The organism is Hydrogenophaga sp. A37 (assembly GCF_002001205.1).
Lineage (GTDB): Bacteria > Pseudomonadota > Gammaproteobacteria > Burkholderiales > Burkholderiaceae_C > Hydrogenophaga.
In genome coordinates, this window is record NZ_MUNZ01000174.1 from 1 (window position 1) to 24,390 (window position 24,390).

Annotated in this window: 17 protein-coding genes; 8 read left to right on the forward strand and 9 right to left on the reverse strand. The window is 65.3% G+C overall.

Annotated elements, in window-relative coordinates; all coding sequences use genetic code 11:
* From B0E41_RS23025 to B0E41_RS23050, 6 genes are all read left to right on the forward strand, one after another.
* The coding region (locus B0E41_RS23025) for a calcium-binding protein (protein WP_290440863.1) at positions 1–459 on the forward strand (459 nt) is incomplete at its 5' end.
* 230 nt (positions 460–689) lie between these two features.
* Positions 690–1,742, forward strand: coding sequence for a hypothetical protein (locus B0E41_RS23030; RefSeq protein ID WP_143433980.1), 1,053 nt, complete (start codon positions 690–692; stop codon positions 1,740–1,742).
* Positions 1,735–3,873 (forward strand): type I secretion system permease/ATPase, encoded by a 2,139-nt coding sequence (locus B0E41_RS23035; RefSeq protein ID WP_077334891.1) that lies wholly within the window; start codon positions 1,735–1,737, stop codon positions 3,871–3,873. The genes B0E41_RS23030 and B0E41_RS23035 overlap by 8 nt, the downstream gene beginning before the upstream one ends.
* A gap of 2 nt (positions 3,874–3,875) precedes the next feature.
* Complete coding sequence (locus tag B0E41_RS23040; protein ID WP_077334893.1) at positions 3,876–5,297, forward strand: HlyD family type I secretion periplasmic adaptor subunit; 1,422 nt, start codon at positions 3,876–3,878, stop codon at positions 5,295–5,297.
* A 7-nt stretch (positions 5,298–5,304) separates the two neighbouring features.
* Positions 5,305–7,029 carry a TolC family protein gene (locus tag B0E41_RS23045; protein ID WP_077334895.1) on the forward strand — a complete coding sequence of 575 codons (1,725 nt, stop codon included), beginning with the start codon at positions 5,305–5,307 and terminating at the stop codon, positions 7,027–7,029.
* A 467-nt stretch (positions 7,030–7,496) separates the two neighbouring features.
* Positions 7,497–8,507 carry a 3'-5' exonuclease gene (locus B0E41_RS23050; RefSeq protein ID WP_077334897.1) on the forward strand — a complete coding sequence of 337 codons (1,011 nt, stop codon included), beginning with the start codon at positions 7,497–7,499 and terminating at the stop codon, positions 8,505–8,507.
* An 87-nt stretch (positions 8,508–8,594) separates the two neighbouring features.
* Here B0E41_RS23050 and B0E41_RS23055 read toward each other — a convergent pair whose 3' ends face one another.
* The 7 genes from B0E41_RS23055 to B0E41_RS23085 all read right to left on the reverse strand — a co-directional run bounded on the left by B0E41_RS23055 (position 8,595) and on the right by B0E41_RS23085 (position 20,496).
* The gene (locus B0E41_RS23055; RefSeq protein WP_077334899.1) at positions 8,595–13,208 is read right to left on the reverse strand and encodes a PAS domain S-box protein; all 4,614 of its coding nucleotides are present in this window, start codon (positions 13,206–13,208) and stop codon (positions 8,595–8,597) included.
* On the reverse strand, positions 13,205–14,251 hold the full coding sequence (locus tag B0E41_RS23060; protein ID WP_077334901.1) for a chemotaxis protein CheB: 1,047 nt from the start codon (positions 14,249–14,251) through the stop codon (positions 13,205–13,207). The genes B0E41_RS23055 and B0E41_RS23060 overlap by 4 nt, the downstream gene beginning before the upstream one ends.
* Positions 14,252–14,492: 241 nt before the next feature.
* Positions 14,493–15,308 carry a class III extradiol ring-cleavage dioxygenase gene (locus tag B0E41_RS23065; RefSeq protein ID WP_077334903.1) on the reverse strand — a complete coding sequence of 272 codons (816 nt, stop codon included), beginning with the start codon at positions 15,306–15,308 and terminating at the stop codon, positions 14,493–14,495.
* A gap of 45 nt (positions 15,309–15,353) precedes the next feature.
* Entirely contained in the window at positions 15,354–17,033 is a 1,680-nt protein-coding gene (locus B0E41_RS23070; RefSeq protein ID WP_077334905.1) for a SulP family inorganic anion transporter, read from the reverse strand.
* A gap of 146 nt (positions 17,034–17,179) precedes the next feature.
* A complete protein-coding gene (locus B0E41_RS23075) occupies positions 17,180–18,505 on the reverse strand; it encodes a sulfatase-like hydrolase/transferase (protein WP_077334907.1) in 1,326 nt (441 codons plus the stop codon).
* A 10-nt stretch (positions 18,506–18,515) separates the two neighbouring features.
* Positions 18,516–19,508: a tripartite tricarboxylate transporter substrate binding protein gene (locus B0E41_RS23080; RefSeq protein WP_077334909.1), complete on the reverse strand. Its 993-nt coding sequence runs from the start codon at positions 19,506–19,508 to the stop codon at positions 18,516–18,518.
* Positions 19,509–19,536: 28 nt separating this feature from the next.
* The gene (locus tag B0E41_RS23085; protein WP_077334910.1) at positions 19,537–20,496 is read right to left on the reverse strand and encodes a tripartite tricarboxylate transporter substrate-binding protein; all 960 of its coding nucleotides are present in this window, start codon (positions 20,494–20,496) and stop codon (positions 19,537–19,539) included.
* A gap of 113 nt (positions 20,497–20,609) precedes the next feature.
* Here B0E41_RS23085 and B0E41_RS23090 point away from each other — a divergent pair, with 113 nt between their 5' ends.
* Entirely contained in the window at positions 20,610–21,119 is a 510-nt protein-coding gene (locus B0E41_RS23090) for a MarR family transcriptional regulator (RefSeq protein WP_171984851.1), read from the forward strand.
* Positions 21,120–21,249: 130 nt separating this feature from the next.
* Here B0E41_RS23090 and B0E41_RS23095 read toward each other — a convergent pair whose 3' ends face one another.
* Together B0E41_RS23095 and B0E41_RS23100 are read right to left on the reverse strand one after the other, a co-directional pair.
* A complete protein-coding gene (locus B0E41_RS23095) occupies positions 21,250–22,212 on the reverse strand; it encodes an ornithine cyclodeaminase family protein (RefSeq protein ID WP_077334914.1) in 963 nt (320 codons plus the stop codon).
* A gap of 136 nt (positions 22,213–22,348) precedes the next feature.
* Complete coding sequence (locus tag B0E41_RS23100; RefSeq protein WP_077334916.1) at positions 22,349–23,158, reverse strand: MipA/OmpV family protein; 810 nt, start codon at positions 23,156–23,158, stop codon at positions 22,349–22,351.
* Positions 23,159–23,385: 227 nt separating this feature from the next.
* Here B0E41_RS23100 and B0E41_RS23105 point away from each other — a divergent pair.
* Positions 23,386–24,390, forward strand: a 1,005-nt coding sequence (locus B0E41_RS23105) for a DMT family transporter (protein WP_077334918.1), incomplete at its 3' end; no start/stop codon positions are given.

A 24,390-nucleotide genomic window follows, 5' to 3' on the forward strand; every position in this document is an offset into this window, starting at 1 on the left:
GGGGACGACATCCTCTATGCCAACGCAGGCGCCACCAACGTGGTGGACGGTGGCGCTGGCAACGATCAACTTGTTGGAGGATGGGGCAACGAACAGTATCACTGGGGTCGCGGCGGCGGAAACGATGTGATTCGGGAGGTGTCCGGCGGTGGATTTGACACGCTGCACATCGGGGCTGAGGTCTCCGCCGATCAAATCTGGCTCCAAAGAGCCAGCAACGATCTGGTGCTGAGCATTGTGGGAACGTCGGACTCGTTGACTCTGGCCGATTGGTATGCCAACGACCAAGCCAGGGTTGAGGCGGTCGTGTTGTCCAGTGAGCTTTCTTTGCAAACAGCCCAGGTAGATGCTTTGGTTGCGGCCATGGCTTCATTTGCTCCACCTGCTGCCGGTGTGAGCCATCTGCCGGAGAGCTATCAGTCGGTATTGATGCCGGTCATCGCCGTAGGGTGGCAGTGATTGTTGATGTTGGCAATGCAGATGTGCTGCTCGCTTGGGAGCGGGGGCTCAACCTGGGACACTTGGTTCGAGTCCAGGCCACTGTGTGGCGTCTGCAGGCGCAACGGCTGAGGGTGACGCTGGCCGTTTCTCCTGCGATCGCGGCTCGCTATGGAGCTGAGCTCAAGACGCTCTCCTGTGAGCAATTCGTGGTCAGGGAGCCTCGCCACTCCATGGGGTGGTGCGCGCCCATGCAGCTGTCTTCGTTTGCCGGTGTGCTTGCTGCACAGGGATGGACGGATGGCCCCTGGCTCACTGGGGCTCTGGCTGCTTGGCAACGGCTCTTTTCTGTCGTCAAACCGGCATGTGTGGTGCTGGACTACGCCCCGCTTGCTTGCTTGACCGCATGGTTGTCCGGCGTTCCGGCGCTTCATGTCAGCAGTGGTTTCGACGCTCCTCCCCCCGATCACACAGGAATCGGGCGATTCAGGTCCAGCACGGGTGAGGTTTCTGCTGCAGAAATGGCAGAGACAACCTCGGTGAATACGATCCTGCACCAAGTCCTGCGATCTTTTGGGACGAGGAGGAACATCAGGCTCCGGGATCTGTTTTCCTATCCCCGTTTGTTGTTGGATTGCATTCCCCAAACAGATCCCTATGGATGCCGGGTGGGTGAGGTGTACGCCCCATTTTTTTCGGAGCCTGGGAAGCCCCATGCTGCCCATTGGCCCGAAAGCGTCGCTGGGCAGGAGGTGTACCGAATCTTCGTGTACATCCGCGAAAACGCCATTGCACCGTCCCTGCTGACATGTCTGCTTCAGGCCAGCAATTCAGTGGTTTGTTTCTGGCCAGACCACGACTCAAGCATGTATGACAGGCACACCCAAGGGCTTGTCATACATACCGAGCCGGTTGAGTTGCACCCATTGTTTGAAACCGCTTCACTGATCGTTGGGTACGGCTCTGTCGGGATCTCAACCCGTGCGGTGCTGGCAAATGTGCCCCAGCTGATCTTTCCTACTGACCTTGAGAAGCAGATGGTTGGGCGGCGCATTCAGAAACAGGGTTTGGGCATTTGTCTCGAGCCAGGGTGGGATGCCTCTGCGCTCCAGCAGGCCTACGAACGGCTTCGGTTTGATGAAGGGTGGTCTCGTAGAAGTGCAGCAATTGGAGCGCATACCCTCGGGCAGCGGGTTGGGGTTGATTATTTTGGTGAAGTGCTGTCTTTTGTCGAGAGTGCATTGATGCAAGCTCAGGCAGGCACCCGGAGTGGTGCTGTTGTTGAATCAAATAAAAATGTCTGATCGCATTGACTCTGGTCTGTCTTGTCTGGTTTTGATAGCTCGGCTGCACAACGTGGCGGCCGACCCTGCGCAGCTGGCCCATGAGTTTGCGGTGGATGGACGCCCCATCGGCACGCAGGAGGTTTTGCTGGCAGCCCGCAAGCTCGGATTGCAGGCCAAGCGGGTCCGGGTGCAGGCGGATCGACTATCCAAAACCCCCTTGCCTGCTATGGCTGTGGGCAAGGACGCGCAGGGCGGTGCCGAGTTCTTCATCCTGGCTCGCGCGCAGGACGACGCGTCGGGCACACAGGTGTTGATCCAGTCCCCGAGCGTGGGGCGGCCGGAGAAGCTGAGCCTGGACGAGCTTCGCACCCGGTGGGCGGGAGAGCTGATCCTTTTCACTTCGCGCGCGTCTCTGGCTGGCGAGTTGGCGAAGTTCGACTTCTCCTGGTTCATCCCCGCCATCGTCAAGTACCGCAAGCTGCTGCTGGAGGTGCTGGCGGTCAGCCTGGTGTTGCAGCTGTTCGCTTTGATCACGCCGCTGTTCTTCCAGGTCGTGATGGACAAAGTTCTGGTGCATCGCGGATACACCACGCTGGACGTCATTGGTGTCGGGTTGGTGGTGGTGGTGCTGTTCGATGTGTCATTGACGTCCTTGCGCAGCTATATATTTGCGCACACCACAAGTCGCATTGATGTCGAGCTGGGTGCGCGTCTGTTTCGGCACCTGCTGGGACTGCCCTTGGCGTACTTTCAGGCCCGGCGGGTCGGTGAATCTGTGGCAAGGGTTCGTGAGCTGGAAAACATCCGAGCCTTTCTGACTGGCAACGCCTTGACCCTGGTGCTGGACCTGCTGTTCTCGGTGGTGTTTCTGGCGGTGATGACCTACTACAGCGGCTGGCTGACCCTGATCGTGGTGGCCTCGCTGCCGTGTTACGCCATCCTTTCCGCGTTGTTCACGCCCGTCCTGCGCGCCCGGTTGCACGAGAAGTTCAACCGGGGTGCCGAGAACCAGGCTTTCCTGGTGGAGACCATCAGCGGCATCGACACTGTCAAGAGCATGGCGGTCGAGCCACAGTGGACGCGCCGCTGGGACAACCAGCTGGCGGCCTATGTGTCCTCCAGCTTCAAGACGGCCACCATCGGTACGCTGGCCAACGGAGGCGTCTCCCTGGTGTCCAAGCTGGTCACGGTCTGCACCATGTACTTCGGCGCGAAACTGGTGATCGAGGGCAAGCTCAGCGTCGGTCAGCTGATCGCCTTCAACATGCTGGCCGGGCAGGTGGCGCAGCCGGTGATGCGGCTGGCGCAGCTCTGGACCGATTTCCAGCAGACGGGGATTTCGGTTCAGCGCCTAGGCGACATCCTCAATACCCGAACCGAGTTGGCTGGCCAGAAAAGCGCCCTGCCGCCGCTGGCCGGACGCATCGGCTTTGACAACGTTGTGTTCCGCTACCGCGCCGATGGTCCAGAGGTCCTGCGCAGCGTCACGCTGGAGATCCAGCCGGGCGAAGTCATCGGCGTGGTGGGGCGTTCGGGCTCGGGCAAGAGCACGCTCACCAAGCTGGTCCAGCGGCTCTACGTGCCCGAACGAGGTCGCGTGCTGGTGGATGGCATGGACCTCGCGCTGGCGGACCCCAACTCCTTGCGCCGCCAGATCGGCGTCGTGCTGCAGGATAACGTGCTGTTTGCGCGCAGCGTGCGCGAGAACATCGCGCTAGCCGATCCGGGCGCCCCGCTGGAGTCCGTCATGCAGGCGGCGCGCCTGGCGGGTGCGCACGACTTCATTCTTGAACTGCCCGAGGGCTACGACACCCTGGTGGGTGAACACGGCTCTTCACTCTCCGGCGGGCAGCGCCAGCGCATCGCCATCGCGCGCGCCTTGCTGACCAACCCCCGCGTACTGATCTTTGACGAAGCAACCAGTGCGCTCGACTACGAGAGCGAACGCATCATTCAGAACAACATGAAAGCCATCTCCCAAGGGCGAACCGTCATCATCGTGGCCCACCGCCTCTCCGCCGTGAGGGACGCCAACCGCATCCTCGTCATGGACAAGGGCCAGATTGTCGAGGAGGGCCCGCACGCAGAACTGCTCAAGCTTGAAGGCGGTCAATACGCCCAGCTGTGCTGGTTGCAGCAGGGGGGCTGAGCATGGGGGTTCGTCTTCAAGCCTTGGGTGACCTTTTGCAGCGCTACGGCGCCGTCTGGCGCCACGCCTGGCAGCACCGCAAAGAGATGGAGCCCGAGCCGCGCCAGCCGCACGAGGCGCAGTTCTTGCCCGCTGCCCTGTCGTTGCAGGAGACCCCGGTGTCGCCCGCGCCGAGGGTGGCGATGTGGCTGATCATCGCCTTTGCTCTACTGGCTTTGCTTTGGTCCATCTTCGGCCAGATCGACGTGGTTGCCACGGCGCAGGGCAAGATTGTTCCCAATGATCGCACCAAGACCATCCAGCCCTTTGAAACCGCCTCGGTCCGCGCCATCCGAGTGACCGACGGGCAGGCGGTCAAGGCCGGCGACGTGCTGATCGAACTGGACCCGACGAGTGCCCGCGCGGATGTTGATCGCGTGCGCAGCGAGCTCTCGGCAGCGCGGCTGCAGGTGGCGCGGTCCAAGGCCGTGCTGGCCACGTTCGACGGCGCCGGCAGGGCCACGCTCGTGAGTCCGGAAGGCGTTGACGAGTCCAGTTTCCAGGAAGCCCAGAGCCTACTCGAGGGCCAGCTCGCCGAATACGCGGCGAAACAAAGCCGCATAGACGCCGAGATCGCGCAACGCGTGGCCGAGTTGAACTCTACCCAGGAACTGGTTGCCAAGCTGGAGCAGACCCTGCCCATTGCCCAACAACGGGCACAGAACTACAAAAACCTCGTTGACAAAAACTTCGTCTCCAAACACGGGTATCTGGACCGCGAGCAGGCCCGCATCGAACAGCAAGCCGACCTCGCCAGCCAGAAGAGCCGCCTGCAGGAGCTGGGTGCCGCGATCCGGCAGGCGCGCAGCCAGCGCACCGAGCTGAGCGCCGAAACCCGCCGCATCCACCTCGACAGCGTCACCGAAGGTCAGCAGAAGATCGCCGCACTGGAGCAGGAGCAGCTCAAGGCCGACGCCCGCAACCGGCTCACCACGCTGACCTCTCCGGTCGACGGAACCGTCCAGCAACTGGCGATCCACACCGTCGGCGGCGTCGTGACGCCGGCGCAGGCGCTGATGATCGTGGTGCCGCACGACGCCAACATGGAGGTCGAGGCCTTCCTGGAGAACAAAGACATCGGCTTCGTACACCCGAAACAGGAAGCGGAGATCAAGGTCGAAACCTTCCAGTACACCAAGTACGGCACCATCCACGCCGAAGTCGCCTCCGTCTCGCGCGACGCCATCAGCGACGAGAAGCTTGGCCTCATCTACGCCACCCGCCTACGCATGACGCGCTCCGACATCCAGGTCGACGGTGTGCCTGTCACGCTTTCTCCGGGCATGGCGGTGTCGGTGGAAATCAAGACCGGCCGGCGCCGGATCATCGAGTATTTCTTGGCGCCGCTGATGCGCGGCGCCAGCGAGAGCCTGAGGGAGCGGTGAGTCAGGTATGACCTTGTCCTTTTTTCGCACTGTTCTTGCCCTGGGCCTTGCCCTTGCGCTTGCGACTGCCGTGGCCGCTCCACCCGAGCCTGGCGTCCTCACCCTGCTGCGCGCCTACGAACTGGCGCTGCAAAAAGACCGCACCTACGCAGCCGCCCAGGCCGCCTACCGGGCCATGCAGGAAAAGGTGCCGCAGGCCCGGTCCGCGCTTCGGCCCAACGTCATGCTGAGCGCGGACCTTAAGGCATCCACCAGTGCGCCCACCAGCAGCAGTCGGCTCGAAGAAGTCGTGGCGGAACAGAATGGGACCGACACCACCGCCCAGTCCACCGGGTCCACCACCGAAACCCGAGACGGCCTAAACACCTCAACCCAGACCACGAGTGACACTCTCCGTAACGAGCAGATATCAGAAAACACCAACTCCGCTGTGCGCCAAAGCAGCGCCCAAAGCGTGCACAGCCTCAAGGCCGAATCCGCGATCAACTTCACCTGGCCGATCTACCGCCCGAGCCTGAATCGCCAGGTGGAGCAAAGCCAGTTAGTCGAAGAGCAAGCCTTGCTACAGTTGAAGGCGTCCCGGCAGGACGTCGCCCTTCGCGTGGCGCGCGCCTACTTCGATGTGCTGCTCGCGCGCGAGAGCCTCGCCGCGCTGGCGGTGCAGAAAGCCGCCATCGAGCAGCAGCTCGCCGTCGCGGAAAACAGCTTCGAGCAAGGCGTGGTAACCATCGCCGACGTGCGCGAAGCGCAGGCGAAAAAAGACGCCGTGCTTGCCCAAGAGGTTGCCGTTCGCAATACTCTCAAGGTTAAGCACACATCTCTGCAAGCCCTGATCGGCCAGCGTGCAGAGGCGGTGCAGCAACTGCGCGTCGACGAGTTGCTTAGTGGCTTCACCATGCCGGGCGACCTCGACCAGTGGAGCGCCCAGGCTCAGGAGCAGGCCTACGAAGTCCAGATCGAGTTGCTCGGCCTGCGCATTGCGCAGAAAGAACTGAATAAACACACCGACGCATACAAGCCCACGCTCGATATTGTCGCCAACCTCATCGCCAACCGCAGCCGAGACACCAGCCGTACGCGCAGTAGCATTGCACAGACCGACCAGTCCAACGCTTCGAGCAGCAGTGCCAGCGAAACGACCAGCACCACCTCCAGCGCCAGCGCGTTCGGCAACGCCCGCACACAGACCACCACCGACAGCAATACCCAAACCAGCAGCCAGAGCACGGTCGACACCAGCACCTCGCGACCGGCGAGCCGCAACCGTAGCTACGGCAAGCAGTGGGACGCATACATCGGCGTGCGCCTGGACTTCCCCCTGTATGACGGCGGCCTGAACAGCAGTCGGGTGCGTGAATCGGCGGCGTTGCAGGAGCAGAAAGACATCGACCTGCAGCGTGTGCGCGCAGAAGCGGCCCTGGCCGCTGAAACCGCCTACCTCGAAGCCGCTGGCTTCCTCGCTGAAGCCCAGGCCCTCAAGGCCGCCGAAACTTCTGGCCGCGTCGCCCTCGAAGCTAACCAGATGGGCTACGAGGTCGGGCTGCGCATCAATTCCGATGTGCTCAACGCTCAACAACAACTGTTCACCACACGCAGGGACCTCATGCGGGCGCAGGTGGATGCGTTGATGGCGACGCTCAAGCTCAAAGCACATGTCGGAGCGTTGGAGGATGTGGACATCAGGGCGTTGGATCGATGGATGACACTTCCTAAAACAACATCGCCTCGTTGAGTGGAATTGCGCTTTGAAGTCCACCTTTTGCGATTGGACCGATGGTCGTGCGATGCAAGATCCGCATGCATCGACAAGCCGAGCTGCTCAGCATAGACTGGACTCTGATCGGTGTTGTTAGACTCAACTGTGTCCTGTCACTTGCGTTGAGTTCAGCCATTTCCTCCTCGAAAAACACCCATTGATGCCGCAAGGCGCCCCTTGAAACCATCCGATATACCAGATGGTTTCCTGCTCTCCGAAGCCAAGGGTCGTGGGTTCGATCCCCGCCAGCCGCACCAAAATCAATGACTTACGTGGGATCTTCATGGCCCACGCCGCTTTCAAGTCATCTCCTCCCGCGCTCCGTCAACTGCCATTTTCCGAGCCGTGCGGCCATCTTGGCCGATGGGTAGCTCCTAGACGGGCGCCCGGTTCCTTGGGCCAAGCTCAGACGCGCAGTGGGCCGAGCTGATCGGCACGATCTCATGAATCAAACCAGCTTCGAATTCGATCCGCCCGAGGACCGCAAAACGCAGCCCAGCGCCACCGCGGCAGCCCTGCAGCTCACACCTGAAGAGATTGCGCGGTGCCTGGATGCGCACCCCGACTACCGGGTGCTGCGGCGGCTGGTGCCGGTGCTGGACCACGGCGCCTCGCCCAGTGGACACGATGTGAACTCCACAGCGAAGCGGGTGCTGATCCTCGACACGGAGACCACCGGGTTGTCCCACGCCGGCAACAAAATCATCGAGCTCGCGATGCTGCTGGTGCAGGTGGACACCGCCACCGGGCGTCCCTTCGGCGCGGTGGAAACCTTTGAAGGTTTTGAAGATCCGGGCATGCCCATCCCGGACGTGGCCAAGCAAGTCACCGGCATCACCGACGAGATGGTCCGGGGGCAGCATCTGGACAACGCCAGCGTAGAAGCTCTGCTGGCGCGTGCCGACCTGGTCATCGCACACAACGCCGGTTTCGACCGCCCGTTTGTGGAGGGGCGTTTCCCGGGTTTTGCGCACAAGCCTTGGGCCTGCTCATTCGCGGACATCGATTGGAAGGCCCAAGGTGCGGAATCGGCCAAGCTCAGTGCGTTGGCACAGGACCGCGGCTGGTTCTACGACGCCCACCGCGCGCTGGTGGACTGTCACGCGCTGCTTCAGGTGCTCAGCAGTTCCGAGGCAGACGGCGCCACCACAGGTCTGGGCCGTTTGATCGCAGCGTCCATGGCGCCCAGCTACAAGCTGCGGGCCACTGGCGCACCGTTCGAGAGCAAAGACAAGCTCAAAGGGCGCGGCTACCGCTGGGATGGCGATGCCCGAGTCTGGTTCTGTGGCGTGGGCAGTGAAGACGCGCTGAACGCCGAACTGGCTTGGCTCAAAGCCGAGGTCTATGGCGAGCGGAGGGCACAGGTCGACGTGGAGCTGCTTGATGCACTGACGCGGTACTCGCCAAGGTCGGGTGCGATACAGAGCAGAGGCCTTCCGAAGCCCCTAGCGTAGGAAGGCGCCGGGCGGCAGGTGGCTGCTGCCACCCACCCAGCGCGCGCCGGGCAACACACGGCTCGAAAACGGGGCGTGGCCCGGAACTCATTTGCCTCGACGGGCGATCTGCTCATCCATGATTTCAAGCAGCTGCTGAATCTGTATGGGCTTCGTCAGATGCGCATCGAAACCCGCTTCAAGCGACTGGCGCACGTCGCGTTCCTGGCCCCATCCCGTGACCGCGATCAGAATCAAGCCGGCGCCTCCTGGTCGGGCTCTCAGGCGCCGCCCCACCTCCCGCCCTTCGATGTCCGGCAAGCCAATGTCCAGAATCAGGACGGCTGGTTGCCATTCCTCTGCCATGGTGAGCGCATCTTCTCCGCAGGTTGCCATGCGAATGGCGTAGCCCGTCAACTCCAGGTGCTTGGCCAGGCTCCACGCCATGTCTCGGTTGTCGTCTACAACGAGCACCCGCAAGGATTCATTGTCGGGCGGCGTGTCGGGGGTCGAATCCGGTCGGGCGACGGTGGGAGGAACGGCCAGACTGGGGGCTGCTCTGGTGGTTCGAAGCACAGGCAAGAACACACGAAAGCTGCTTCCCTTGCCCGGTCCGGGCGACGATGCCTCCACCCGGCCGTTGTGCAGTCGAACGATGTCGCTCACCAGTGCCAGACCGATGCCCAGGCCTTCCTGGTGGCGTTTCGAGGCGTCGGTCATCTGCGTGAACATGTCGAAGACGTGATCAATGTCGCCGGGCGCAAGACCGATACCGTTGTCAGTGACCACCACGACAACCTCTTCGCCGACGAGCTCCAGCGAAACAGAAATCAGCCCCTTGGGAGGGGTGTACTTGATCGCGTTGGTGAGAAGGTTCATGACCACCTGTCCCAGGCGAATGGGGTCGCCAAGCACCTCGATCTCATGCGAGGGCAACTGGACCGACAGTTGATGCTCCGCAGCGTCCGCCAAAGGACGCGTGGTTTCTATCGCACCCAATGTGATGCCACCGAGACCCACCGGGCGACGCTGGATGTCCAGTCGACCGAGGCGCAGCCGTGAAATGTCCAACAAGTCGTCCAGCAGGGTGCGCATCGCGTGCGACTGTCGCGCGATCACTTCGCCGGCAATGGTTCGGTCTTTCGCGTTGGACGTGGCCAGGTTGAGCAGGTCCGCGGCGCTGGCAATGGACGCCAGGGGATTTCGCAGCTCGTGGGAGAGCACGGCCAGGAATCGGTCTTTGGCCGTGTCCGCTGCCTCAAGGTCGCGCCTCGCACGGTCTGTGATGGACAAGGCCGCGAGCAACTCTTCCTGGCTTTTGTGCAGGGCCTCCTCTGCCTGCCGCGCAGCGGTCTGGTCGCGCAGTATCTTCACGAATCCAGCGGCTTCTCCGTTCGCATCGCGCATCAACATCATCGAACCGCTGGCCCAGAAGCGGCTGCCGTCCTTGCGTTGGTGGAATCGGTCATCCGCCGAGCGCCCCTCTGCCAGGGCGATACCGGTCTCTTTGGCCGGGATCCCGGCAGACCGATCTTCGGGGACGAAGATGATGTCGGCCGTCTGACCCAGGACCTCGCGCTCGGTGTAGCCGAGGATGCGCTCCGCTCCGGAGTTCCAGATGGTGATGCGTCGCTGCAGGTCTGTGGAGAAGATGGCGTATTCGGTGGCGTTTTCGATCACCATGCGCATGAGTTGTTCGCTGCTGCGCAGTGCCTCGGCCGCTTCGCGAGAAGAGGAGATGTCGCGAACCATCGTGGTGCCCGCCATCACCTTTCCGGCATCGTCGCGGATCGGTGACACCGTGATCGCCACGTGGATGTGATGCCCGTCCTTGTGTCGCCGGAGGGCGTCGTGGTTCTCGATGGTTTTTCCTCTGCGCAATGCCTCGATCTGGAGATCGCTGTTGCCATCTTCGTCGACCATCAGAAGGTTCAACGGCTTTCCGATGGCTTCGACCGCGGTAAAGCCGAAGATGCGCTCGGCGCCGCCATTCCAGCTGAGGATGGTCTTGTCGAGCGAGAAACTGATGATCGCGTCGCTGGACGCCGTGACCACCGCTGAGAGCCACAGCCTCACCTCTTCGGCCCGCTTGCGCTCGGTGATGTTCACAAAGGTGAGCACCACGCCCGCGATCCTGTCGTCGATCGTTCGGTAGGGTCGCAGCCGAGCCAGAAACCAGGTTCCGTCAGATTGGCCCACCTCGCGCTCGATCGGCACCAGGCGCTCCAGCACCAGTCGCGCATCCTCGCCGAGCTGGCCATAGTGAAGATGAGACGTCAGATCGGTGAGCGGGCGTCCGATGTCAGCGGGGATGAAATTGAAAATCTCGACGGCCGAGGGCGTGAATCGAGTGATGCGCAGATCACGGTCCAGGAACACGGTGGCAATGGCCGTGGCGTCCATGAGGTTGTGCATGTCGCTGTTGGCCTGGCCGAGCTCTTCCACCTTGATCTTGAGTTCATGGTTGACGGTGCTCAGTTCTTCGTTGATCGACTGCAGTTCCTCACGACCCGTTTCCAGCTCTTCTGTGGCAGAACGCAGCTCCTCGTTCATGGCCTGCAACTCTTCGTTGCTCGCTTTGAGTTCCTCGGTAGAGGCTTCGTATTGCTCCACCGTTTCGCGCAGGTGCGCCTTGAGACGCTCCAGTTCCCGATCCAGGTGACGGGCGATGGGTTCGGCCGGGGTCGCTTTGGGCTCGTCCTGGGGCTGGCCGTCGGAGGGCGAGGCCCGTTCAAAAACCACAAGGAACATGCCCTCGCCGAGTTCGCTGGCTGGCTGGACCCGAATGCCGACCAGCGCCGTCGCTCCATCCAGTTCCACCGAGATGGGCGGTACGACCGCCGCCGACAGGTTCTGTGCGGCTTGGTACAGCGCTGCGCGCAGTTCGATGCGCAGACTGGGATGGACCATGCGCAACAGGTTCCGGCTCGGCTCTCCTCCGCTGTACTGAAGGTATTGGCCTGCGCGTTGAGAGAGGTGGACGATGTCGTATTCCGAGTCCACCAGCACCGACGGCGGTGCGAGTTCCTCCAGCAGGCGAAGGTGCAGCTCGCCCCAGGAGTGATGGCGCCCCTCCATGCCCTTCGGCATGCGGGCGGGAAAGGGCATCGTTGGCGTCAATGCGACACCGGCGCTGAGCTGTCCCGGCACCATGAGCCGGGAGTTGAGCGCCAACGCCAGTGTGCCGGGGCCAGACGGCATGGATTTGAGACTGCGATGGCCCGGGCGCTGCGCGTAGAGGCGGTGGGTTTTGTCGAGCGCCGAAAACAGTTCACTGCCCTCGTCGATGGATTCCGAAGAGCCCAGGAACAGCCTCCCGCCGGGCAGCAATGCGTAGTGGAAGATGTCGAACACACGCTCCTGCGCCGCTTGCTTCAGGTAGATGAGAAAGTTGCGGCAGGAGATGAGGTCCACCCGGGAGAACGGTGAATCCTTCAGCACATCGTGTTGCGCAAACAGCAGCTTTTTGCGCAGATCGCTGCTCACGCGATAGCCGTGAGCTTCCTTGATGAAGAAGCGCCTGAGACGTTCCGCCGAGACATCCGCTTCAATGGTGGTCGGGTACAAACCGTCGCGCGCCATCTGGATGGCCTGCTCGTCCAGATCGGTGGCAAAAACCTGTATTTCGGGAGGGGTGTCCAACGACTGGGCGTGTTCGGTCAACAACATGGCCACCGAGTAAGCCTCCTCACCGGTGGCGCAAGCCGCGACCCAGGCGCGCACCGGTTCGTCGGGCCGTTTGGCTGCGAACAGCGCGGGCACCTCCGCCTCCAGTGCAGAAAAGCACTCTGCGTCTCGAAAGAAGTTGGTGACACTGATGAGCAGGTCCTGCAACAGGGCGCCCGCTTCGCCCGGCCGCATCCGCAGGCTGGCGAGATAGGCGACGAGGTCGTCGTTGCCATTGACCTGCATGCGCCGCCCGATGCGCCGCAGAATGGTCGCGCGCTTGTAACAGGTGAAATCACGACCTGTGCGGGTGCGAAGAAAGTTCAGCACGTTGCTCAACGCACGCTCTTGTGCGTCCTCGGCCTCGTGCGACCGCGTGGCGGGCGGATCCACGGGCGGCAGCTTGAGTTCGTTCTCCAGCCGAAAGTAGGTCACCAATCGGTGGACCATGTCGCCGACCGGCAGCACCCAATCGACCATGCCGGTGGCCATGGCCGACAAGGGCATGTCGGTTTGCTCGGCCTCCTGAGGGTCCTGGGCGATGGTCAGACCCCCCCGTTCCTTGATGCGTTTGATGCCAATGGATCCATCGGCGTCCGCTCCTGACAGGACAATGGCTGCCGAATGGGGGCCGTGGTTGTCTGCGAGAGAGCGAAAGAACAGGTCCACCGCGACATGGCGACCAGACCCTGCGGTCATGTCGTCTGATTCCAGGAAACCATCCACCGCGCGCAACCACTTGCGCGGCGGAATCACATACAGCGAATTGGGCTCGATCTTGACCCGTTCCACCACCTGAACCACCCGCAAAGACGTGCACCGCTGAAGCACCGTGTGCAACGTGCTCTCATGGTCCGGAGAGAGATGCAGGATGACGACGAAGGCCAAGCCACTGTCGCTGGGAACGGTTTTGAAAAAGTGCTGAAGTGCAGGAATGGCGCCAGCGGAACCCCCCATCCCGACCAAGGGCACCATCTGGTAGCCCCTCGTGGGGATCGCGTCATCGCAGGGCTCGGGATGCTGCTTTTCGATCGGGTCGGGCGAGGGTGGGATCATCTTGATCTCGGTTCAAGAAGGCGACGATTATGCGCGGGACCGCGCTCGGATTCACCCTCTATGAGCCCTGTGAGCCGCTTCGACTGATCAAGCAAAAGGTCCGCCTGGCTTTCCCCCGCCAACGCCTGTGTTAGGTCGCCTTGCGTGCGGGCAACCTGCGCCAGACGCCGCAGAAGATGCTCGCGCTCGCGCAGTGCTCGAATGCTGCTTCGCAGGGCTTCTTCCGTGGTTTCCAGTTGGCTGTGTGCCAGACTGCGCCCGCTGAACGCGTGGCCGGTGTGGCACCGGTAGCGCAACATCGATTCGTCCCTGATTTCCCAAAGACTCCCCCCACACTCGGGGCAGGAAAGACCGGAGGGCGATCCGATCGCGTTCACGTGTTCCATAAGTGCCTCTCCACGGTTGATGCAAACCTCACGGGCGACCTGTTCTGGTAGAGCCGCGGGGTCGCGCGGGCGTTCCGCGCTTCGCGACTCAACAAGCTGCCTCAGCTGTCCTGCGATGGATTCGATGTCGCCACAAAAATCCACGGCCCCTGTGGCCAGGGCACTGTCCGGCATGCCGCGCTCTTGAGCCGTGACGGGATCCTGAACGAGAACGCTGCCGCCACAGGCCTTGATGGCGACGGTCCCGGCGGCGCCGTCGTCCAGGCACCCAGTGAGGACCACGCCGATCACCCGCTCGCGCCAGTGCAGTGCTGCGGAGCGAAACAAGGGGTCGATGGCCGGGCGCGCGTGGTTTTCTTTGGGACCGCGGGTCAGGCGAATCGCCTGAGGTTCCAGCAGCATGTGATGGTCGGGCGGCGCCACATACACGACGCCCGGTCTGGGCGCATCACCTTGTGACGCATGCACGGCAGGGTTCGGGCCGGCTTTGCTGAGCAACTCTGGCAAGAGGCTGGGCAAAGCGCCCACGTGCTGAACCACCAGCACCGCTGCGTCGAACCGCGCAGGGAGGTGGGCCATCAATTGCATCAACGCACTGATGCCGCCAGTCGACGCGCCGACAACGACCGCAGGGAAGGGAGGGTCGGGGAGAGCCATACAGAGTGGTGGAAGGGCTGGAAGGTGGGTCGCAAAGTTCGTCCTGAAGCACCGCCTGCGGGTCTCTGTGCACGAGCGCGGGCAGCTGGCTCCATCTCCTCCTGTGCCGGCAAACGATGTGCCTGTGGAAAGAAAAACCCCGATTTCTTTTCACGTCATTTGGAAAAAATCAGGCACGCGACTTGCCCTCAGCCTTCCGGCTGACGGGCGTGCGGGTCGGGTTGCCTCGGCAGGGAGTGCGTCAGGCTGCGGGGGCCGCGCCAAACCGGAAGCTGGATGTGGTCAGGGCGCCGGAAAACGCGTCCTCGTGGTACACGCAGGTGCCGGCCTCTTCGTGTGCCGCACCCACCGCCACCATCAGCGGGATCAGGTGGTCTTCGCGAGCGTGCGCGATGCGGGCCGAAGGCGCGCGCTCCCATTGCGTGAGCAGCGCATCGCGCTCGGCCGGTGAGGCCGCGGTGAGCGTGGTCTGCAGCCAGGCGTCGAACTGCTGCGAAGGCAGCGCGCCGCTGGCGTTGAACAGGCGCAGGTTGTGGTAACTCAAACCGCTGCCGAGGATCAGCACGCCTTCGTCGCGCAGCGGCGCCAGCAGGCGGCCTGCGGCGAGGTGGGCTGCGGGGTCGAAGTCCGCGCGCAGCGAGAGCTGCACCACCGGCAGGCGCGCCTCCGGGTAGGTGGCCTGCATGACGGAGAACGTGCCGTGGTCGAAGCCGCGCTCCGGGTCGAGGCCGGCTTCCACGCCGCCCGCATTCAGCAGCGACTGCACGCGCTGCGCCAGCGCCGGTGAGCCGGGTGCGCGGTAGTGGATCTGGTAGGTGTGCGGGGGGAAGCCGTAGTAGTCGTACAGCATGCCGGGCTGCGCGGCCGACGACACCATGAACGACGGCGTCTCCAAGTGCGCGGTGACCACCAGCACGGCGCGCACGCCATTCCCCGCCTCGCGGGCCATGGCCTGCAGCGAGGCCTCGAGCTGGTCGTAGCGCGGGCCGTTCTGCTCGCGCATCCAGGGCCAGGGGCCGCCGCCGTGAGACACGTAGTAGGTGGGAAGACGGGACATGGTGCAACTCCTGAAAAAGATGAGATGGGTGCAGGGCGCTCGGGTTCAAGGGCTGACCCAGTCGGCCACTTCGCCGCGCAGCACCGCACAGGCGCGCAGCGCCTCGGCTTCGGTGCGGTACAGGCGAAGGCCGGGGCCGTCCTGCAAGTGGCCGGCGGTCCTCAGCAGGGTCTCCACCGGCAGCTTGATGCCCACCAGGTGCAGGGTGATGCCCTGCTCGGCGAGCAGTGCCTGCACGCGGCCGAAGGCCTCCACGCCGGTCGCGTCCACCCAGTTGATCGGGTGGGCAATGAGCATCACGTGGCGTGTGCCGGGGTGGGCGGTGAGTTGTTCGGTCAGCGTGCGTTCAAACGCGTTGGCGGTGGCGAAATCCAGCGCCGCGTCCATGCGCAGCGCCGCCATGTTCGGCGCCAGCGGCGCCAGCTGCCAGAGGTGGCGGTCGCGCAAGCTGCCGTCGGCGTGCAGGCCCACTTCGATGATGCGTGGGTGCAAACGCAGGTACAGGAAGTGCGAGAGCGCCATCAGCACGCCAGCCAGCACGCCCCAATACAGCTTCGGCGAGGCCAGCACCGTGACCGCCAGCGTGGTGCCGGCGATGGACGCCTCGACCCGCGAGAGCTGCCACAGTTTCACGAACGCCCGCGGCTTGATCAGCCCCAACACCGCGACCACCACGATGGCCGCCAGCACCGCCAGCGGCACGTGCGCCAGCAGCGGCGTCAGCAGCAAGACCGCGACCAGCACCACCACCACCGAAAACACCGTGGCCCAGCCCGTGCGTGCGCCGGCGTAGAGGTTCAGCGCCGAGCGCGAGAACGAGGAGCTGGTGGGAAACGCGCCGACCAGCGCCGACGACAGCTTGGCCAGGCCCTGGCCGATCAGGTCCTGGTCCTGGTCCCAGCGCTGGCCACGTTGCGCGTTGTCCACCTTGGCGCTCGATGCGGTTTCCAGAAAGCTCACCAGCGTGATCACCAGCGTGGGCAGCAGCAACTGGCCCAGCGTGTCCCAGCCCGGCCAGCCCGGCGCGTAGATCGCCGGGAAGCCCTGCGGCAGGGCGCCGATCACCGCGCCGCCGCCGGCCTCAAAACCGGTCCATGCGCTGAGGGCCGCCGAGCCCACCACCAGCAGCAACACGCTGGGAAAGCCGGGCCGCCAGCGCCGCGCCAGCAACAGGGCCGCGAGCGACACCACGCCGAACGCCAGCGTGGGCAGGTGCACGGCGGGGTGGGCGAACAGCGTGGCCCAGCCCTGTGCGAAGCCCAGCAGGGCCGGCAGCTGCGAGCCGATGATCAGCAGCGCCGCGCCTTGCGTGAAAGCCATCAGCACCGGTGAATTCACCAGGTTGAGCAGCCAGCCGAAGCGCGCAAAGCCCAGCGCGATCTGCAACCCGCCGGTGAGCAGGGCCAGCCACACCGCCAGCTCGATCCAGCGCGCGCTGCCCGGCTCGGCCAGCCCGGTGAGCGAAGCGCTCACCAGCAAACAGGTCAGCGCCGTCGGCCCGACCGAGAGCCGCACCGACGCACTGAAAAGCACCGCCACCAGCGCCGGCAGCATCGACGCGTAGATGCCCGTGATCAACGGCATGCCCGCCAGCGCCGCGTAGGCCACCCCTTGCGGAATCACCATCAGCCCCACCGTCAACCCCGCCAGCGCCTCGCCACGCAACAACGCCGCGTCCGGCCGGGGCCAGTTCAGAAAGGGGAAGAGGCGGTGCAGGCGGGACATGGGCAATTATTGGCGATGGATCGAAAGCAACGCGCGCAGCAACGCCACCGGCGAGCAATGCACCAACCCAGGATGCGGTGGAACTGGCTCCGCCAGGCCACTCGCATCGCCCCCTTGGGGGGTGACGCCGCAGGCGGCGCGGGGGGTTACCGTGCTGGCATGTCCTTGACGCCATACCCCAGGCTCACCGTCGCGTCGTCCGGGATCGGCGGCATGGTCGCGTTCCAGGCCAGCCAGCGCTCGCGCATCGCGCCGAGCCGCTGCGGTTCGCGCTTCGCGAGGTTGGCGCGCTCGCGCGCATCGCTGGCGATGTTGAACAGGTACTCGTGTCCGTCCACCATCAGGTACTTCCAGTCGCTCTCCCGCAGCGCGCGCTGGCCGCGGTGGTTCATGCGCCAGTGCATGGGCCGCTCGAAGCGGTGGGCCGGGTCGCGCAGCAGGGCCGCGAGCGACACGCCGTCCAGCGGGTAGTCCGGGTGGGCCTCGCCGCCGCCCACGTCCAGCATCGTGGCCGACCAGTCCATGGTCAGGCTGTGCTGCGCGCTCACCGAGCCGGGCGGAATCACCGCCGGCCAGTGCGCGATCCAGGGCACGCGGATGCCGCCTTCGGTCAGGTCCATCTTGCCGCCCACCAGCGGCCAGTTGTCGCTGAAGCGCTCGCCGCCGTTGTCGCTCGTGAAGACGATCAGCGTGTTCTCCATAAGGCCTTCTTCGCGCAGCGCGGCCGTGATCCAGCCGATGCCCTCGTCCATGTGGTGGATCATGCGGCGGTAGGCCTCGACGTTGCCGCCGTCCAGGTGAAACAGGTTGGCCGCCACCTCGGGCGCCACGTGCGCGTCGTCGCGGGTTTCCCAGGGCCAGTGCGGCGCGGTGTAGTGCAGGCTCAGGAAAAACGGTGTGCCACTGTGCGCCTCGGCCGCGCGCGCCCTGACATGCTCCACCGCCTTGTTCGAAAACACGTCGGTCAGGTAGCCCACTTCCTTGTGCGTCTCGTCGTTGATGTACAGGTCGTGGTCGCCGCTGCTGCTGCAGTGGGTGAAGTAGTCCACCCCGCCGGCCATGATGCCGAAAAATTCTTCGTATCCCGAGCGCAGCGGGCCGAAGTGCGGCGGGTAGCCCAGGTGCCATTTGCCGATCAACGCGGTGCGGTAGCCCGCCTCTTTCAGCAGCGAAGGCAGGGTGGGCATCTCGGGCGGCAGGCCCAGCGTGGCGCTGCCTTTGCTGCGGCTGTTGATCGGCTCGTCCAGCGCGCCGCGCAGGCGGTACTGGTAGCGCATGGTGGCCATGGCGAAGCGCGTGGGCGAACACACCGGCGAATTGCTGTAGCCCTCGGTGAGCTTCAGGCCGCCGGCGGCGAGCGCGTCGATGTTCGGCGACACGGCGCCGAACTGCGCTTGTCGCCCGCCGTAGCAGCCGAGGTCGGCGTAGCCCAGGTCGTCGCTGACGATGTAGATGATGTTGGGTCGGGTCATGGGCGCTTGCTCACTCCACCTTCATGGCGGTTGCTTTGACGATCTTGGCGTAGCGCGTCGAGAGGTCGGTCAGGCGCTTGGTCGCGGCGGCGCCCGTGAGGCCCTCAAAGCGCATGTCCATCGAGGCCAGGCGTTCTTTCAGCGCGGGCGAGCTGACCACGTCGAGCACGGCCTTCTGCATCGCGGCCACCACCGGTTCGGGCGTGGCGCCCGGCACCATGCACAGCGTGATCACCTCGTTTTCCAGATCGGGGTAGCCCAGCTCGGCCACCGTCGGCACGTCCGGCAGCAGGCCACTGCGCTGGCGGCTGGTGATGGCGATCGGCACCACCTTGCCCGACTTCACGTGCGGCAGCATGCCGGTGCTGGAAAGGATGCCGCCGTCCACCTCGCCCGACAGCAGCGCCAGCACGGCGGGCGTGTTGCCTTTGTACGGCACGTGGGTGATCTTGACGTTGGCCGCTTGTGAAAAGATGGCCACACCCAGGTGGCCCGGGCTGCCCGGCCCGCCCGAGCTGAAGTTCACCCCGCGCGACTTGCCGGCACCGATCAGCTCGGGCATGGAGCGGATGCCCTTGGCCGCCGAGGTGCCGAGCAGCAGGCCGTTGGACGAAATCACCACCAGCGGCCGCAGCTCACCGGCCTTGTTCCCGAGCTTGAAGGGCATGCTGGGGAAGATGTGCGGGTTGACGGTGAAGGCGGTGTCGATGCCGAAGAACACGGTGTTGCCATCGGCTGCGGCCCTGGCCACCTCGGCCGCACCGATGTTGCCGCCAGCGCCCGGTTTGTTTTCCACGATCACGCTCTGACCGCTGCTCTTTTGCAGCGCCTCGGCGACCGCCCGCGCGATGATGTCCGCCGGACCGCCCGCCGGAAAGTTGTTGACGATGCGCACCGGCTTGCTCGGCCAGGCGGGTGCCTGCGCCAGCGCAGCGGTGCAGCAGATGGCGCTCAGGGAAACGGCGCCCAGGGCGAGCAGGGCGTTGCGGCGGATCGGGTTCATGTGAAGTCTCTGCGAGGGGAAGAAGGGGTCAGTCCAGCTGCACGCCGGTGGCCTTGATCGGGCCTTCCCAGCGCTTGAGGTCGGCGGCCTGGGCGGCGGCCAGCTCGGCGGGCGTGGAGCCCACCGGCTCGTAGCCTTGCTCGATCAGCTTGGCCTTCAGTGCGGGCGTGCGCACGGCTTTGGCCACGGCCGCGCTCAGCATGTCGCGCACCTCGGGTTTGAGGCCGGCCGGGCCGTACATGGCAAACCAGGCCGTGGCCACCATGTCCACGCCCTGTTCCTGGAGCGTGGGCACTTCGGGCACCTGCGGGTCGCGCTTGCTGCCGGTCACGCCGATGATGCGCACCTTGCCCGCGCGGTGCAGCTCGGCGGTCTCGGTGACCACGTCGAACTTGTAGTCGATGTGCCCACCCAGCAATGCCGTGTTGGCCGGGCCACCGCCCTGGAACGGCACGTGGTTCAGTTCGGCGCCGGCCTTCTGGCTGAACATCACGCCCATGAAGTGCGGCAGCGAGCCCAGGCCGGGTGTGCCATAGGTGCCCTTGCCCGGCTCGGCCTTGGCGCGCGCGATCATGTCTTTCACGTTCTTCACCGGCACGCCGGCGCCGGCCACCACGCTGAACTGGAAGTGGGCCAGCAGCGAGATGGGCGTGAAGTCGTTCACTGCGTCGTATTCCAGCTTCTTGTAGACGTGCGGGAACAGCACCATCGGCCCGCTGGGCAGCAGCACCACGGTCTGGCCGTCGGCCGGTGCGCGCTTGACCAGGCCCAGCGCGATGCGGCCCGCTGCGCCGGGCTTGTTCTCCACGATCACCTGTGAGAAGTCGTTCTTCAGCCCTTCGGCCATCAGCCGGGCCAACAAATCGGCCGAGCCACCGGGCGGGAAACCCACGACGATTTTCAGCGGCGGTTTGTCCTGAGCCGCAGCGGGCAGGGCGAGCGCTGCCGCCAGGGCGAGAGGAAGGGTCAAGAGGACGCGTCGGTGCATGGTGGTCTCCGGGTGGAGCAGGTGTTTCCCCGCTGGAACCCCGCATGCTAGGGACAGACAATCAATTGCAGAAATCAATCGTTCCCGGTGTTTTCCCTGAGACCGTTTCGCCGATGCCCGCCCACGACCGCATGACCGACCCGCAGGGGCAGAACGACCTGCTGCTCTACCGGCTCTACCGCATCCACGCCACCGCTGGGCCGCTGGTGGTGCGCATGTGCGAGCGCGATTACGGCATCACGCGGCGCGAGTGGCGCGTGTTGTCCTGCCTGGCCGATGTGGAGGGCGTGCTCAGCTCCGAGCTGGCCGAGCGCGCCCTGCTCGACCGCGCGCGCACCTCGCGCGCGCTCACGCGCCTGGTTGACAAAAAGCTGGTGCGGCGCGAGCCCAAGCCCTCCGACCGGCGCGAGGTGCATGTGTTTCTCACCGACGAGGGCCGGCGCGTCTATTGCGAGGTGTTGCCGCGCATCGCGGCCATCCAGCGCGAGTTGCTGGCCCCTTTTTCGGTCGAGCAGCGCGAACAGCTGAGCGAGCTGATGGACCTGTTGCTGGCCCAGGCCCGCGCGCTGAACACCGAGGGTGGGTTGTTGCCGCCACTGGAGGACGCGGGCGACGACGTCTGATACGGGTTTGCAATCAAAGCGATAACTGCGTTGCTTCGCCTTGCCGTGCTGTAGCACTGTCTACGGCTTCGCGCCTTGTTCTCACTTTGATTGCAAACCCGTATGAGCGCCGCGCTGCCGCTTGGGTGGTTCAGCCGCCCGCCGACTCGTGCACCAGGATCGCCGCGGCCAGGTCTTCCAGTGCCGTGCCGACCGACTTGAACACCGTGCGCTCGGTGTCGTTCTTGCGGCCGGTGGCCACGCCCTTGGACAGTGTGGTCAGCGTGCCGCGCACGTCTTCGGCGCGCAGCGCGCCGTGCTGCATCGGGATCAACAGGTCGCCGCTTTTCTGCAGCGCCTCGTCGGTGTCGAGGAACAGGCGGGCGCCTTCGAAGCAGGCGTCGTCGGCCTCGCGCATCGCGGGCGTGAAGCTGCCGATCAGGTCGAGGTGCGAGCCCGGCGCGAGCCAGGCGCCGCGCACCAGCGCCTCGGTCGAGAGCGTCGCGCAGCTCACGATGTCGGCCTCGCCGCAGGCCACCGAGAGCTGGCTGGTGGCGCTGGCGTTGAAGCCCTGGCCGCGCAGCTGATCGGCCAGCGCCTGGGCCTCGCTCTCGCGCCGTGCCCAGACCGTCACGCGCTCGATGGGCCGCACCGTGCGGTAGGCCTCGGGCAGCAGCCGCGCCACGCGGCCGGCGCCCACCAGCAAGAGGTGGCTGGCGTTGGCCCGCGCCATGTACGAGGCCGCCAGCGCAGAGGCCGCCACCGTGCGCCGCGCCGTGACCACGTCGCCGTCCATCTGCGCCAGCGGTGCGCCGGTGCGCGCGTCGAACAGCATGTAGGTGGCGTGCAGCCCGGGCAGGCCGCGCTTGGCGTTGCCGGGCGCGATGTTGACGATCTTCACGCCGTAGTACCGGCCGGCGATCCAGGCCGGCATGATCAGCGAGGTCATGCGCCGGGCGGCGGGGTCGCCGCCAGCCTCGCCAATGGGGCTGATGATCTCGTGTACGTGGCGGGGAGGGGTTTCACAGCCGCCCGCGAAGCGCTCGCGCAACGCGGGGATCAGTCGGTCAAAGGGCAGGGCGGCTCGGGTGGCGTCGGCATCGAAGAAGTGCATCGTTCGATGGTAGCCGTCCGTCAGACCGCTCACGGCGTTGTATGTGCAGTTTTACATGTCGCCGGAGTGCCCTTTCCGGTGCCATAAACGGTGCAGCCCAGTGGCAAAGCGGCGCGGGGGGTGTCTAGCTTCAGATTCAGAAGCGGTAAACGTAACCCAGTCGCGCGGCCGATACCCAGCGGCGGTCCACCAGCGGGCTGTCTTTGATGGCCGAGCCCAGCGCGGTGGCGCTCAGGTCCAGAAACACCGATTGCTGCGGGGCCAGCCGGTGCAGCAGTCGCACGCCGATCTCGGTGCTCACCGCCGCCTTGCCCGCGTAGGCCTGGCGCCCGGCGCGGGCCTCTGAAGCGCTCACGCCGAAGTGGTAGTCCACGTATTTTTGGTCCTGCCAGACCAGGCCCAGGCGCGGCACGATGCCCACCGGGCCCACGTGTTTCAGCGTCTCGGCGACCACCTTGAGCTGCTGCCCCTTGCTGTGGCCTGAAGCGTCGGTCAGCCACTCACCCGAGAGCTGCCCGATGCCGTTGCGCCACTCGCCCTTGGCGCCCAGCCACACGCTGTTCTTGCGCTCGGCCATGCCCGCCAGAAAGGCAGAGTCCTTGGCCTCATAGCCGGTGTCGGCGTAGCGCAGGCGCAGGGCGAGGTTGCGGTTCTCGGCGTCGTGCAGCTTGAGGTCGAGCACCGGGCCGAAGACCCGGAGCCAGTTGTTTTCAAACTGCAGCACCGGCAGCGCGCGCAGCTGATGGCCCGCACCCCGGTAAGGCAAGACCTCGGCGCTGACCAGCAGCCCGGCGCCCCAGGTGGCGCTGGCCCCTTCGGGTGTGGCGGGCGGCGCTTCGGCCGGCACCGGGGCCGGCGTTTGCGCCCAGGCCGCCGCGGTGGCGAGGCTCAGGGCGAGGGTAAGGGCAAGGGACAGCAGCGTGCGGGGCGGGGCGGGCTTCGGCATGGCGGGTGGCGGTTCACGTGGTGAAGCGCCGATGCTACGACGTGGACCGTTGGTTGAATGGCCATCGGATGCCGTGCCCGTCATGAAAGGATTCAGACCGGTGCCGATGAGCAACAGGTCCCACAGAGAGCGTGCCGACCCGGCCGTGCCAGCGTGGGATGATTTGTGACCATGTCCTTCCTCTCCCGTCATGTCCGGCGCAACCACCTTGATCCTTGGTGTCCACCGTGAACCCCCGTCAAGCATCCACCGGTGTTGGGGCGTCGCCCGTGCTGCGTGGCGGCGCGCTGGCCCTGCTGGCCGCCGCCCTGTTTGGCCTCAGCACGCCGCTGGTGCAGCGCTTTGGCCAGGGCCTCGGCGCGTTCAGCACCGCCGCGCTGCTCTACGCTGGCGCGGCTCTCGTGGCACTGTTCCAGCGCCGAGGCGTGGCGGTGGAAGCGCCGCTGCGCCGCAGCGATGTGCCGCGTCTGCTCGCCATGGTGGCGGCGGGCGCGGTCGTCGGTCCGGTGGCGCTGGCCTGGGGTCTGCAGCGCACCAGCGGCGCCAGCGCCTCGCTGCTGCTCACGCTCGAAGCCGTGTTCACGGCGGGGCTGGCCTGGCGCTGGTACGGCGAGGTGCTCGACGGCCGTGTCAAGACCGCCGTGGCCCTGCTGCTGGCTGGCGGCGCCCTGCTGGTGATCGACCAGGGCCTCACCGGCCAGGTGCAGCTGCTCGGCCTGCTCGCCGTGGCCGTGGCCACCGTCGCCTGGGGGGTGGACAACACCCTCTCGCGCGGCGTGGCCGAGCGCGACCCGGGGCAGGTGGTGCTGGCCAAGGCCGCGCTGGGCGCCAGCGTCACCACCGCCATCGGATTCGCCTGGGGCGAGCCGCTGCCGGCGCTGCCCGCCGCGCTGGCCTTGCTCGCCGTGGGCGCCACCGGCTACGGCCTCAGCCTGCGTTTTTACCTGCTGGCGCAGCGCCACTTTGGCGCCGCGCGCACCGGCTCGGTGTTCGCGTTCGCGCCCTTCATCGGCGCGCTCGGGGCCTTTGCGTTGGGCGAGCGTTCGGCCAGCGGGCTGCTGCTGGCGGGCGGGGTGCTCATGGTGGCCGGTGTGCTCATTCACCTGGCCGAAGACCACGGGCATGAACACGACCATGAGGCCATGGACCACGAACATGCGCACGCACACGACGACGGTCACCACCTGCACCGCCACGAGCCCATGCCCGCCGGCCCGCACAGCCACCCACAC